This window comes from Pseudomonas wadenswilerensis, assembly GCF_900497695.1.
GTDB classification, from domain to species: Bacteria; Pseudomonadota; Gammaproteobacteria; order Pseudomonadales; family Pseudomonadaceae; genus Aquipseudomonas; species Aquipseudomonas wadenswilerensis.
In genome coordinates, this window is the sequence record NZ_UIDD01000010.1 from 19,606 (window position 1) to 32,972 (window position 13,367).

Sequence of the window (13,367 nt, forward strand, 5' to 3'; positions counted from 1 at the left end):
TCAACCCGTGAGTTGTTGCAGCTCACGGCGGACCATGGCCGCATACTCGGGCGGGCTCAATTGATAAAGCTGGGTTGCGACCCAGTCAAACCAGGCGGCCTGCATCTGTGGGCGTTGCAATAGCCACTGCTCGGCCAGGGCCCGTGCTTGCGCCTGGTGCCGAACATGAAAGTCGGCACGACTGGAGCGTTCGACGGGCTCACTCACTCGCTGGCCTTGAAGGTGGTCAGCTCACCCTTCTGCCACTTGGCAACCTTGCGAGTCACGGCTTTGAGAGTCTTGCTCAGGCCTTCCTGCAGCTGCTCTTTCGCGGCAAACACCAGCACCACGCTCTGCCCTTCTTTAAAGACGATACCTTCGCCTTCAGGAACAGAAACAAAGGCATAGTCACCCAGGCCATACACGGTCAGCTTGATCTCACGAAAGCGGATTTCCAGCTTGCCACCTTCACGGCTGGGCAATACGGCGGCACGAAAATGATCGCCGACCTTGAGCTCCAGTCGCTGTTTGTCATCCACCACCAATGCGGTTTCAGTATCGATCTCGGCCATGTACAGGCCTTCCGCGCTCTGTTCAGTGACATAAACAAAACGCGTTTGAAACTGTTTGACCAGTTTCGCCCTGAGGTCGCCCAGCACAAACAGGGCATGTGTATCCAGATTGCTGACTGCCAATGAAGAATTCCTCAAATACCGATTACACGCCGCTCCCCCGGCAGGCAACAAGGCGCCCGCAAGGCAACGGTACTTCAATTCGAAGTCTGAAAGACTAGTGGATTGGTGCTTGAAAAGTCTGTGCAGACTGGCAAAGCAACGCGCAGGAATGGTTACCCATTACTGCAGGCTTAAGCCAGTTTGCCAATTTTCAGCTAATTTCCTTAAACGGAGACGCTTTTTCTGACAGCACTATCGCAACAAAAGTGCGATAGATGAGATCAAGCCCTTCAGCAGGACGGGCTCCTGGAAATCATCCACAACACACAGGGAAGCGAATATGCACGAAAACACCGAATTCCGTCGAGAGCCTAAAGGCGTTTCCTACATAGAATATGCTGCTCAATCGTTCAACAGGCCACCGCGCTTTGTCGTAATACCGGCCGGTATCGGGTTCTTTCATATCACCGAACAGGCCACCGGGCGGGTCAGGGGCTTTCGCCGTGAGCATACCGAAGCCTGTGCCCTGGCCCGTCACCTGGAAAACTGACTCAGGCCCAGGTTCAACCGGCCTGACGCGCAGCGCCGGGCCGGTCGGTGTCCCGCAACTGCTCCAGCCAGGCTGCACGACACTCCTGGGCCTCAGTGCGGCTGGCAAAAGCAGTGCCACGTCGCTCGCCATTAACCAGCACTACCCAGCACACGCGCTTGCCCAATGCCTGAAGCGACGCAGGCACGCCGCTGCCGATCATCACCGCAACATCGACTTGGCTATTCATCATTCCCTCCGGAATTTATTAGCAACCTAACGATGTGAGCATGATAGAACCTGCGTGCCTGCAGAAAAAGCTATCCCCGGCATAGCTGTTTTACATCGGCGGTAACAAAGCCCCGTTAATCCGCTTGCGGCCGATAGCCCAGGCGCAAACCACCCCAATGCCGTCCCTGCACCTGGATCGGCACCGACAAGTCGTGCATCAGCTCGCCGGTGTCGCGGGTATAGGTTTGCAACAAGACCGCCTGTTGATGACTACCGCAACGAATGCCGGTGCGATCATCAAACTTGCGCTTGCTGCGGTTGTGCGCGGTGTCCACCACCGGGTCCCCGGTCAACGGCTGATTGAAGGCATTGTTGTGAGTAGGCACATAGCCTTGCTGGGTGCAGGCAATGGCGAACACCAGGCCTTCATGAGGCTTGAGCAGCGGCTCCTGGATCGCTGGCAGGACCTGGTCGGTGTACTGGTCGAAGCGCGTGCGGAAACGTACCGGTGAAGTGCCTGGCAGTTGCTGGTAATGGCGGTCGAACAAGTCTTCAAGGCTGATACGGCCTTGGGCGATATCGTGCTCGAACTGTTCGGCGATCTGCTGTGCGCCTTGGCGGGCCAGGTCATAAACGCGCTGGTGATAGTCATCCAGGCCGACCTCGGCCAGGCGCTCGCTGATGCTTTCGGCCTGCCCTTCCAGCTGCACGGCTGCCTGGGCCAGGCGCTGGGTTTGCTGGTCGCTGACCTGCAGGTCGCTGCGCATCCGGGCCACCGCCTCGAACAGGCTGTCCAGTTGCAACCGATTGGTTTCGGTGCCCTCGGCAATCTCGCCAATCTGCTGCTCGACCCCGGCGGCCAGCCCGGCAATGCTGTCCAGTTGTTCCCCGGTATGCTCGACCTGATCCACGCCGCTGTGCAGGTCATCCGACAGCTCGCGGATCTGCTCGACCACCTGCGCCGTACGGTGCTGGATGTCGGCAACCATCTGGCCGACCTCCTCAGTGGCGCTGGCGGTGCGCCCGGCAAGGCCACGCACCTCATCGGCAACCACGGCAAAACCTCGACCGTGATCACCGGCCCTGGCTGCCTCGATCGCAGCGTTGAGGGCCAGCAGGTTGGTCTGGCTGGCGATGGTCTGGATTACCAGAGTGACCCGGGCAATATCCTCGCTGCGCTGGTGCAGAGCCTCGATCAATTCGCGACTGGCCGTAGCCCGCGAACTCAGGTGGTGCATGCGCTGGATCGACTCCGCCAGCACCGTACGGCCGGCGGCGCTGCTTTCATGGGCGCTGCGGGCAGCCACCAGGGCTTGCTGGCTCAACTGCGAGGTAGCCTTCTCGGTGCCGATCATTACTTCGGCGCTGCTGACGATCTGTGCTGCCGCGCTCAGTTGCGATTGCAGCTTGTCTGCCAGTTGCTGCACCGAAAACGCCACGCCGGCTGCCGACAAGGCGTTGTGGCTGGTGGTTCGTGACAGGTCGCGAGTCAGCTCGGCCAGCGGATCACTGGTCACCTGCGGGGCAACCGTGGCCTTGCGCAGGCGTGGTAACCACAGCGCCAGCAAGGCCAGAGGCAGGCCGATGTAAAACGAAAGCCCGGCAAAAGCCATGGCCGCCAGCAACCCCGCCAGTACCAGGCTCTGCAACACCGTGTCTGACCAGGGCGCGACGCTGGACGACGCAGTTTGCCCTTCAATCACGGCGCCAGGCAGAGATCCTTCTCGCATCATGTTTTGGCTCCATCGCAGCACGTCTTGTTGTGCAGCCATTAAACGCCACTATCTTGCCATTAGCCATGCTTCCTTGGATGTAAGACCGCCGCCCTTGATACAGGGCAAGAAAAACAAAACCCCCGGAGATCGCTCCCCGGGGGTTTTGTCTGAGACCTGCGCAGGTCAGGCCTGGCGCTGGTGCTTGTCGATCTGCTCTTGACGCTCTTGCGCCTCGATGCAGTACTTGGTGGTCGGGCTGATCAGCAGGCGCTTGAGGCCGATCGGCTCGCCGCTGTCGTCACACCAGCCGAAGCTCTCGTCGGCGATCCGGCCCAGGGCCATTTCCAGTTGCGGCAGCAGGCGCTGGTCACGGTCGATGGTGTTGACCAGCCACTGGCGCTCTTCTTCGACCGAGGCGGCGTCGGCAGGATCGGCAGGCGTGTCCAGGCTTTCGATGGTTACACGACTTTGTTCGATGCGCTCATGGATCTCGACCTTCATCGTCTGCAGCAGCTCGGTGAAGAAAGCCAATTGCTCAGCGTTCATGTAGTCATCGGCCGGCATGGCCAGCAACTTTTCCTTTGTCATTGATTTCTCTATAAAAAATACGTGCATTAAGGCGAATCGGGTGCTCCTGGCGAATAGCTCGCCAGGAGCGGAATTCTTCAAGCACCATCCGGCACTCAATTTACAGGGGGCGGCAGTCTAAGGCCGAGATTCACACTGGGCAACAGAAATGACAGTGGTTTTGACCGAAAAGGTGCTAAAGGCTCTCCCCCGGCGCTGGTTTATAACAAAAAAACCGCAGCGCAGGCGCTTTCCCAGGGACAAACGGTCATTCTCCGACAAAAACCTTGTAACAAAGATCCCCTTAACCGAGCAATTGACTCAGCACCGCACGCAACTTGCCCGGTTTCACTGGCTTGTTCAGCAATGGTGTACCCAGGCGTTGCATGGCCCGGCGGCTTTGCTCACTGCGATCGGCGGTAATCATCACGGCATGGATGGGCTGGCCGAAATGTTTGCGCAAGTCACGCACCACCTCGCACCCGGTCACCCCGTGATCCAGGTGGAAGTCGGCCAGGATCAGTTCCGGTGCCCGCCCCTTGAGCACCGCCAGGGCCTCGGCGTAATCACTCGCCGTGCGCACTTCGCACCCCCACTGCTCAAGCAAGGCTGCCATGCTGTGCTGAATGCTGAGTTCATTGTCCAACACCAGCAGCCGCCGCCCAGGCAGCGGATCCCCCACACTGGGCTGCGAAAGCGTCGACGCTGGCAGCTCATTCGGCAGTTCTCCCGACAGCGGCACATCGATGCTGAACACCGAGCCGCGCCCCGGCCATGAGCGCACCTTGACCGGGTAATCGAGTATGCGCGCGATCCGCTCGACAATTGCCAGCCCCAGCCCTACCCCTTTGCGCTCGGCAGCACGGCCGACATCCAGTTGGTTGAACTCGAGAAAGATCGAGTCCAGACGGTCGGCGGCGATGCCACGCCCACTGTCCCAGACTTCCAGGCGCAGGTAATCGCCACGCCGCCGCGCGCCGAGCAGGATGCGCCCATGCTCGGTGTAGCGGCAGGCATTGCTGAGAAAGTTGCGCAGGATTCGCGTGACCAGGCGCAAGTCGGTACGCACGGCGAGCCGACCACCGCGCACACGCAAACTGAGCCCGGCTGCTTCAGCCACCGGTTGAAACTCGGAAGCCAGTGGCGCCAGCACCTCGTCCAGGCGGTACAGGTCCAGGTCCGGCTTGATCGCCGCCTGGTCGAGCCGGGAGATATCCAGCAGGTCGGTGAGCAGGTCCTCGGCGCCCTCCAGGGCCTGGTGTGCACGCTCCACCAGTTGCTGTTCACCCGCGGGCATCTGGCGCTCGCGCAGGGTGGAGATCAATAGCCGCGCCGCGTTGAGCGGCTGCAGCAGGTCGTGGCTGGCCGCTGCCAGGTACTTGTCCTTGCTACGATTGGCGGCCTGGGCGGCGTCACGGGCTTCGATCAGTTCGTTGGTGCGCTCGGCGACCCGCTGCTCAAGCTGGTCATTGAGTTGCTGCAGGCGCTCCTGGGCCAGCTTGCGCTCGGTGATATCGGCGACAAAACCTTCGACCACGCCGTCTTCGTCCGGACGCAGCAACAGGTTCATCAGCACGTCGATATGGCTGCCGTCACGCCGGCGCAGCCGGGTTTCATAGCCGATCAGTGCCTGCTCGCGCTGCAGCACCTGGGCGATGGCCAGCAATTCATCCTGGCCGCCAGCGAACAAGTGGCTGGCCAGGTCGTTGCGCGACAACACCAGTGCCTGTGCATCGGCATAACCCAGCATGCGCGCCAGCGCCGGATTGGCCGCACGCATGCCATCTTCAAGACTGGCCTGGAAGATGCCGTGCACCGCATGCTCGAACAGCCACTTGTAGCGATTGCGCTCGGCCTCCAGCTCTTCAAGGCGTACCGCCAGTTCCGGGTAGTGGCTCTTGCGTACGGTGTGGTTGCTCAGCCCCAGCAGCCCGGCCAGGGCGTCGCCCGCCGGTTCAGAGGGCCTCGCCATACACCACCTCGACATCACGCTGGCTGGAGCTGCGCGGGTTGGTCAGGATGCACGGATCATCCATGGCGTGCTGGGACAAAAACGGGATGTCGGTCATGCCGACGCCATGCAGGCCAAGGGTTTCGTGAAAGCCCACGGCATGCTTGAGCGCAATCAGGTGCTCGACCAGGCGCTGGCTGACCTGCTTGTGACTCAGGCCTCGGCAATCGATACCGAGGGTTTGCGCGATGACCTTGAAGCGCTCCGGTGCGGCGCTGTAGTTGAACGCCACCACATGCTCGACCAGCACCGCATTACACAGCCCGTGAGGCAAATCGAGAAAGCCGCCCAGGCTATGGGACATGGCATGCACCGCACCAAGAATCGCGTTGGAGAACGCCAGCCCGGCCTGCATGCTGCCGAGCATGATCTTCTCGCGCAGGGCGATGTCGGCGGGGTTGGCGATCATCTGCACCAGGTTGCCGTTGATCAGGCGCATGGCCTCCAGCGCATGGGGGTCGGTCAGCGGTCCGTGGCCCGTCGACACGAACGCCTCGATGGCATGCACCAGGGCATCGATGCCGGTACAGGCGGAGAGGAACGGGTCCATGCTCAAGGTGGTTTCTGGGTCAATCAGCGACACATCCGGCACCACCGCCTTGCTGACGATGGAGAACTTCATGCGTTCCTGTTGGTTGGAGATGATCACGAACTGGGAAACGTCGGCGGAGGTACCGGCGGTGGTCGGGATCAGGATCAACGGCGGGCTCGGCACGCGGATGGTGTCGACCCCTTCGAACTCGAGAATGTGCCGACCATGGGCAACCACGATGCCGATACCCTTGGCGCAATCCATGGGGCTGCCGCCACCGACCGCGACGATCACATCGCACTGTTCGCTACGGTATCGCTCGGCGCCGGCCATGACCTCTTCAACCCGAGGGTTGGGCGAAACCTCGGTGTACAGGCAGTAATCAATGGCCTGTTCTTGCAGGCTGGCTTCGATATCAGCCACCCAGCCGGCGGCGATCACCCCTGGGTCGCTGACCAGCAGGACCTTGCGCGCGCCAAAGGTCTTGGCGTAATTGGCGACATGGTGACGACAACCGGCGCCGAAGATGATTTCCGGGGAGACGAACTTGCGCAACTGGCTCAGTTTCGGGCTCATGGGACGCTTCTATTCTTGTTGTAGTAATAGCGCCAGCCTAAAGCATCCCCCTTCGATTGCAATCAGACCATCGGCGGGCAGAAACAGAAGCGCCGACCGCTGCAAGCAGCGACCGGCGCAAGAGGGATCAGCGATTGGCGAAGTACATGGTCACTTCAAAACCGATACGCAGATCAGTGAACGCAGGCTTTTTCCACATAGGTCCATCCTCTTCTGGCACCACAGGATTGCGGTGCTTCTATTAATACACCGTTGCCGGTGCCGGTCGAATGCTACTTTGGAACCGTTTCTTTCAGGTTATCCGGGCCTTCAGAAGAACCCCAGCGGATTGACGTCGTAACTCACCAGCAGGTTCTTGGTCTGCTGGTAGTGGTCGAGCATCATCTTGTGGGTCTCGCGGCCGACCCCAGATTTTTTGTAGCCACCGAACGCGGCGTGGGCCGGGTATAGGTGGTAGCAGTTGGTCCACACCCGCCCGGCCTGAATGCCGCGGCCCATGCGGTAGGCGCGGTTGATGTCACGGGTCCAGACTCCGGCGCCAAGGCCGAACTCGGTGTCGTTGGCAATCGCCAGGGCTTCGGCCTCGTCCTTGAACGTGGTCACGCCGACCACCGGGCCGAAGATTTCTTCCTGGAACACGCGCATCTGGTTGTGGCCCTTGAGCAGGGTCGGCTGGATGTAATAGCCACCGGCAAGATCACCGCTCAAGCGTTCGCAATCGCCGCCAGTGAGTACCTGGGCGCCCTCTTCGCGGGCGATCTGCAGGTAGGAAAGGATCTTGTCGTATTGCTGCTCGGAGGCCTGGGCACCGACCATGGTTTCGGTGTCCAGCGGGTTACCGCGTTTAATCTGCTGGATCTTCTTCATGACCTGGGCCATGAACGGCTCGTAGATCGACTCCTGGATCAATGCCCGCGATGGGCAGGTGCACACTTCGCCCTGATTGAAGAACGCCAGCACCAGGCCTTCGGCGGCTTTTTCGATGAACGCGGGCTCGGCCTGCATGATGTCTTCGAAGAAGATGTTCGGCGACTTGCCGCCCAGTTCCACCGTCGAGGGGATGATGTTCTCGGCAGCGCATTTCATGATGTGCGAGCCCACCGGGGTAGAGCCGGTAAAGGCAATCTTGGCGATACGCTTGCTGGTGGCCAGGGCTTCACCGGCTTCGCGGCCAAAGCCGTGGACGATGTTGAGCACGCCAGCGGGCAACAGATCACCGATCAGTTCAGCAAACACGGTAATCGACAGCGGCGTCTGCTCGGCCGGCTTGAGCACCACGCAGTTGCCCGCGGCCAGGGCCGGGGCGAGTTTCCAGGCGGCCATCAGCAACGGGAAGTTCCAGGGGATGATCTGCCCGACCACGCCGAGCGGCTCATGGAAGTGATAAGCGGCGGTGTGCTCGTTGATCTCGGCGGCACTGCCTTCCTGGGCGCGGATGCAGCCGGCGAAGTAACGAAAGTGATCGGCAGCCAGTGGCACGTCGGCATTCAGGGTTTCGCGGATGGCCTTGCCGTTGTCCCAGGTTTCACTCAGGGCCAGCACTTCAAGGTGCTGTTCGATGCGATCGGCGATCTTCAACAGGATTCGCGAGCGCTCCTGCACGGACGTGCGCCCCCAGGCATCGGCTACGCCATGGGCGGCATCCAGCGCCAGGTCGATGTCGGCCGCGCCGGAGCGCGGGAACTCGGCAATCGCCTGGCCATTGACCGGCGAGCTGTTGCTGAAGTACTGGCCTGTCAGCGGGGCCACGAATTCGCCGCCGATGTAGTTGCCGTAAACGGCCTTGAAGCTGATCAGGGCATCAGCTGTGCCAGGGGGTGCGTAGATCATGGGGGCCTCATGTGCGCTGCGGGCCTGTCGGCATGACAGGCAGCTGGCTCGATGATAAGCAGCCGCACGGCAGGCGCGAATCGGCCCTTGGCAGGTGCCGTCTCGTCAATTGGTAGTACGCCTGGGTGGTAACCGGCTACCGCCTGCTCAGGCGCGTGCGGGCGTCATATGGCGCTTCCCCCTGTTTTGGAAGCCTCGCCAGATGACCGCCCCTTCGCCCCATCAGTCCATTGCCGAACAGGCGACCTTGAGCTGCGCGGTCGCCAAGCGCTTCGTCAAGCGTCCCGCCCTACTCGAAATCGCCGGCCAGATCCTGCTTGAGCACTGGGGCCAACGACGACTGCCACTGCAACACAATCCGCTGACGCTCTATCTGATCAGCCACACCGAAGCTCAAGTTCATATCCGCCAGTTGCCTCAAGTCCTGATCGAGCGATACTGCCTGGGCAGCACCTTGAACCTGAATGACGGCGAGGATTATCTCAGCCGCTACCCGCAACAGGGCCAGGATGTACAACTCAATGTCGACCTGCATACCCTTGAACTGCTGATCAACGATTGTGGCCCCTTGATCGTTGAAGCCTTCCTGCAGGCGCTGGTTGATTTCTGGAGCTTGAGTGACGAGCGCGGTGAAACGCCCTGGAGCTGGTACGCCAGCTACCTGCAAAGGCTGATGAAGAATGCGATCGATGTCAGTGTCAACGCCGGCAAGCTAACCCTGGCTCAAGCGGCCACCGCCGGCATCGTTGCGGCCTTTCCGACACCGTGGCAACGCAGCCGGTTCGCCAATCTGCAAGGCTTGAGCGTCCGGCAGGTGACGGTTGACCTGACGCCAGCACAGGTTATCGATGCCGACCTGTCCAGTGCCTTGCTGATCGAAGATTTTCCCGATCCACCAAAAGCCCAAGTGGCCATCCTGTTTACCCTGGTGGGTGCGTTGGCGCCCTTCGAGTCAACCCAGGGTTTTCTCGACATGCTAGCTATGAACTGGCCCAGGTCGTTGCTATCCACGGCTCCACAAGCTCAGTTCAGCCAACCGGCAACATCGGCCTTCGAAGCCCAGGCCGCCGGCTTTCTCAAACAACATTTGCGCTTGATCGAAGTCATCGCCTTGGCATCGAGAACGCCTGAGCAGGCGGCAGCGCTCAACGCCATCATTGATCGCTCGACCTCGATGCTGGACCTGTGTACCGCCCAGGAGCTTGAGCGACAGAACCAGATCGCCTTCCTGCTGCCGGCATGGCTACTCGACAGCGAGCTGGCCATCCGCTACAGCACCTTGTTGATCAACCACGCTCAATCACACACAGAGGCCGCCGGCAAAACCTGGCGTGATGACATCGACACCGCCGAGGTCTTCGCCTGCAAGGCCCTGGACGCGAGGATCGAGCACGATCACCCCGGTGCGGGATTCAATGCCAGCGACGTAATGATCAGCAATCATCAAGTCATCGCCAGCGCCATCCCCGGGCAAGGCAGCCTGATCACCGATGGCGTCGTCAAGGTCGTCAATTTTTCCCTCGCACAGCTGGCCATCGACAACCTCGGTGTGCTGGCCGCAGGCACTGTGAGCCTGCAGTTACTCAGCGGTGCCCACCTGCCCGACTGGATGAATGAAGCCTATGTGCGCACCCTGGTGAGTGAACTGGACATCGGCGGACAGTATCCACAGACCTTGCAACGGCAATTGCTCGACGACCCCGACCAGGTGCAGGCGCGGCGGACACTGTTCGGTACGCAGCTGAAGACGCAGTTGCCGCTGCTGGCGCTGGAGCTGCATCTGCGCGACAAACGCATCAGCCTGCCGGCCTGCCAGGCGGTGGACGCGCTGTTCGCCCACGCCTTGCCCGGGGCCTTCGTACTCAGGCCCCTGACCCTGCTGCGCGCAAGCGGCGCTGCTGCCGATACGCTACTCAATGCCTGGCTGATCGAACCTGGCGATGTCAGGCAAGGCCCTTGCGTGCTGTATCGCCCATTGCATACTGACCCGCTGCTGGAGTTTCACGACCGGATCGCCCTGTTCGACGCGTTCGCCAGCACCGGTCCGTTGCAGGATGACTTGCTCGACCGTCTGCCTGAACATACGCGTCCGATTTATGCCAAGGGCGGCCTGCGTGAGCCGCACATTCACCGCTTCGTCCCTGGCGCCGAGTTCGAACCGCTGCAGACGCCTGCGCCTGCCCGCCTGGGTGTGGCCCTGGCCAAAGGTGCCGTGCACGACCTGATCTACCAGGCCAGCGCCCAGGAGCTGGTCGACCGGGCCAAGCGCCACTCGACCAGCACCGCACAATCGCGCTGGGACGCCTGGAAGCAACTGGGTTGGCTGATGTTCAACACCTTGCTGCCCTTGTTCGAGGGCAGTGTGGCCAAGGTCGCCTGGATGATTCAGGTCCTCGACAGCGCCAAGCGCCTGCTGGTGAGCGATGTACAAAACAGTCCCGGTGAACATCGCCAGGCGTTCGCCGACCTGCTGATCAACATCGCCATGGTCCTGTTCGTGCACGCCACCCGCCGGCTGGGCATCAGGCCAGCGGTGCGCAGGCGGCCCAGCCACGCACTTGTGCCGGCAAAACCGCCAGTCACCCCGGCGCTAGCCGAACCGCAAGCCGAGCTGACCTTCAGCTGGGCGCGCCCGGACCACCGCCTCACCGCCCAGCAAAGCACCCACCTGGAAAGCCTGGCCAGCCCGCTGTCACCCTCCATGCTCGGTTCCCCCATCCAGGACGGGGCGCTGCAGGGCTTGTACCTGCACAATGAACAACTCTATTTCGCCCAGGGCGCTCGCGCCTACCCAGTGCAATTCGATGCCGCCATCGACCAACCGCGCATTATCGCCGGGCCCTGGCTGAGAAGAGATGAGGCCCTGCGCTGGACACTCGATCTGCGCTTGCGCCTGCGCGGCGGTCAGCCTCTGCGCAATCGCCTCAAGCCTGCTGACCTGGAGCAGTCGATCGACAACCTGGATCAGACATTACGCACGCAGCAAGCCGAGGCACTGGCCAGCCAACAACGTCTGCAGGTATTTGCCCGGCAGCTCACCGACGACACCGACCCGCGCATCCTGCAAGGCTATCTGGCCAAGATGGAAACGTTGTCCCAAGACTTCGAGCGACACCGAGAGACGCTGCGTGAACGCAATGAAAAACGCCCCCTCAACCAGTACAAGACACTGCAGGCAAAAGCCCTGTTTGAACGAGCACGTTGCCAGCTGTCCATGCTTTCGACCCTGGGCAAACTGTACAAACCGTTGCGCCAGCGCTTTGTCCAGTCGGTCAGGGAAACCGACGGAGTCTTGCCTGAGCCAGGCTCAAGCGAACATTCAATGCAGGTCGATCTGCTCGACCAGATCGAGCTTTTGCTCGGCAAACTGATCAGCCATAGCGAAACCCTGAGCGCTACCCGCGAGCAACTGCACAAGCTGTCCAGCATCCGTCAACCCACTATCCAGATGATGGAACTGAGCCTCAACGAACCTGCCACCCGCCCCGCATCGCGGTTGTACTGGTACACCCTGCGCAGCGAGGTGATGAGCAACCGCTTGAGGCTGGTGGAGGCAAGCGAGGATGCCAGCGAAAGCGATTACTGGCTGGAACACAGCTGGCGCAACCTCGAGCAGGGCATGCTGCAGCGCATGAACCTGCAGGCCTTGAGCCGTGAGCAGGCAGAGGTTCATGCCCGCGTACTGGACAACATCCAGCGCCATTTCAGCACGGCGCTGCGCCAACTGGGCAATCTGAAAAACCTGCTGCCCGGTCAGCAGGCCGCCGACAGCCTGGTGTCCAGGCTCGAAACCGACCTGGCGTTGATGCTCAAGGAGACCCGCGCCGACCTTGACGAGTACCCGCAACCGCTGCTTGAGCGCAGCAGCCTGCGTCAGTTGCACCGGCAAGTGCCAGGGCTGATCGAAACCCGCGATGAGGGCGTGCTGCTAGGACAGCAGCGACGCGACAGTGAAGGTATCGTCGACATCCACAACCCACAGGACGACAGTATCCGTGCGTCCTACCGTGAAGATCCGCTTACCGGTACCTGGGAGCCCCTATCCCTCGAGCAAGCGCTACCTCCACAGGTCGCAGACGCCGAGCTGGGTGCCCTGCTGCGTGAAGGCATGCGTCTTACCGCTCTGGCCAGGCAAGATATCCAGCGCCTGAAAAACCAGGGCAGAAGCACCTACCTGCCAATCGAAATCGAGGAAATAGCCGATCGCCGACGGCTTGCACTGACCGCGCAGCGCCAGGCCATCGAACGGGCGCTGACGCGGAACAACCAGACCGATCAGGCGGCGGGCAATACGGACGCAGCCCTGCAGATCAAGCGGCTGGATGAAGTCGCTGACGAACTGTTGCATACCGGCGAGCAACTGAGGATAGAGGCTGCCCTGGCGCAAGCACCGAGCATGCGCGAGCTGGAGTACTTGCTGGGCAAGGGCCAGGTGAAACTCAAACGCCTGGTCAAGCGCAAGTCGCTGGCCAGTACCCGGGATTGGGCGCAGGAGTACCTGGATGAGTACGTGGTGCTGCACGCCAACAAACCCTTGTGGTATGCGCACTTTCACTACGCGGCCGAGAACACCCCGGTCGACGACTTCAAGGCCGCACACCTGAAGCTTGCCAGTCAGCGCTATGACCGCGGGCAGTTCGTCGAAGGCAACAAGGTGGTGCACCGCGGGCCGATAAGCCTGGCGGCGGCTCGGCAATGGTTTTTCAAGGAGTGACGGGAGAAA

11 protein-coding genes are annotated in these 13,367 nt (G+C 61.2%); 2 read left to right on the top strand and 9 right to left on the bottom strand.

Going from position 1 to position 13,367, the window contains the following annotated elements; all coding sequences use genetic code 11:
- Together CCOS864_RS18960 and CCOS864_RS18965 are read right to left on the bottom strand one after the other, a co-directional pair.
- Complete coding sequence (locus tag CCOS864_RS18960; protein ID WP_115087871.1) at positions 1-207, bottom strand: hypothetical protein; 207 nt, start codon at positions 205-207, stop codon at positions 1-3.
- Entirely contained in the window at positions 204-674 is a 471-nt protein-coding gene (locus CCOS864_RS18965; RefSeq protein ID WP_115087872.1) for a hypothetical protein, read from the bottom strand. Before CCOS864_RS18965 ends, CCOS864_RS18960 begins: the two co-directional genes overlap by 4 nt.
- A 319-nt stretch (positions 675-993) precedes the next feature.
- Here CCOS864_RS18965 and CCOS864_RS18970 point away from each other — a divergent pair, with 319 nt between their 5' ends.
- Positions 994-1,203, top strand: coding sequence for a hypothetical protein (locus CCOS864_RS18970; protein WP_115087873.1), 210 nt, complete (start codon positions 994-996; stop codon positions 1,201-1,203).
- A gap of 13 nt (positions 1,204-1,216) precedes the next feature.
- On the opposite strand, the gene CCOS864_RS18975 is transcribed toward CCOS864_RS18970, so the two are convergent.
- From CCOS864_RS18975 to exaC, 7 genes are all read right to left on the bottom strand, one after another.
- Positions 1,217-1,432 carry a hypothetical protein gene (locus CCOS864_RS18975; protein ID WP_115087874.1) on the bottom strand — a complete coding sequence of 72 codons (216 nt, stop codon included), beginning with the start codon at positions 1,430-1,432 and terminating at the stop codon, positions 1,217-1,219.
- Between the two features lie 115 nt (positions 1,433-1,547).
- Entirely contained in the window at positions 1,548-3,185 is a 1,638-nt protein-coding gene (locus tag CCOS864_RS18980) for a methyl-accepting chemotaxis protein (protein ID WP_442795946.1), read from the bottom strand.
- 126 nt (positions 3,186-3,311) lie between these two features.
- Positions 3,312-3,716 (bottom strand): TraR/DksA family transcriptional regulator, encoded by a 405-nt coding sequence (locus CCOS864_RS18985; RefSeq protein ID WP_115087876.1) that lies wholly within the window; start codon positions 3,714-3,716, stop codon positions 3,312-3,314.
- 283 nt (positions 3,717-3,999) lie between these two features.
- The gene (locus tag CCOS864_RS18990) at positions 4,000-5,667 is read right to left on the bottom strand and encodes a PAS domain-containing hybrid sensor histidine kinase/response regulator (RefSeq protein WP_115087877.1); all 1,668 of its coding nucleotides are present in this window, start codon (positions 5,665-5,667) and stop codon (positions 4,000-4,002) included.
- Entirely contained in the window at positions 5,651-6,814 is a 1,164-nt protein-coding gene (gene ercA, locus CCOS864_RS18995; protein WP_115087878.1) for an alcohol dehydrogenase-like regulatory protein ErcA, read from the bottom strand. The genes CCOS864_RS18990 and ercA overlap by 17 nt, the downstream gene beginning before the upstream one ends.
- A 127-nt stretch (positions 6,815-6,941) precedes the next feature.
- Positions 6,942-7,013, bottom strand: coding sequence for a pyrroloquinoline quinone precursor peptide PqqA (pqqA, locus tag CCOS864_RS19000; protein WP_009394664.1), 72 nt, complete (start codon positions 7,011-7,013; stop codon positions 6,942-6,944).
- Positions 7,014-7,123: 110 nt separating this feature from the next.
- Positions 7,124-8,644, bottom strand: a complete 1,521-nt coding sequence (gene exaC, locus CCOS864_RS19005) for an acetaldehyde dehydrogenase ExaC (RefSeq protein ID WP_115087879.1) — start codon at positions 8,642-8,644, stop codon at positions 7,124-7,126.
- A gap of 202 nt (positions 8,645-8,846) precedes the next feature.
- Between exaC and CCOS864_RS19010 the strand changes: the two genes are divergently transcribed.
- Positions 8,847-13,358 carry a hypothetical protein gene (locus tag CCOS864_RS19010; RefSeq protein WP_115087880.1) on the top strand — a complete coding sequence of 1,504 codons (4,512 nt, stop codon included), beginning with the start codon at positions 8,847-8,849 and terminating at the stop codon, positions 13,356-13,358.
- Positions 13,359-13,367 lie beyond the last annotated feature (9 nt).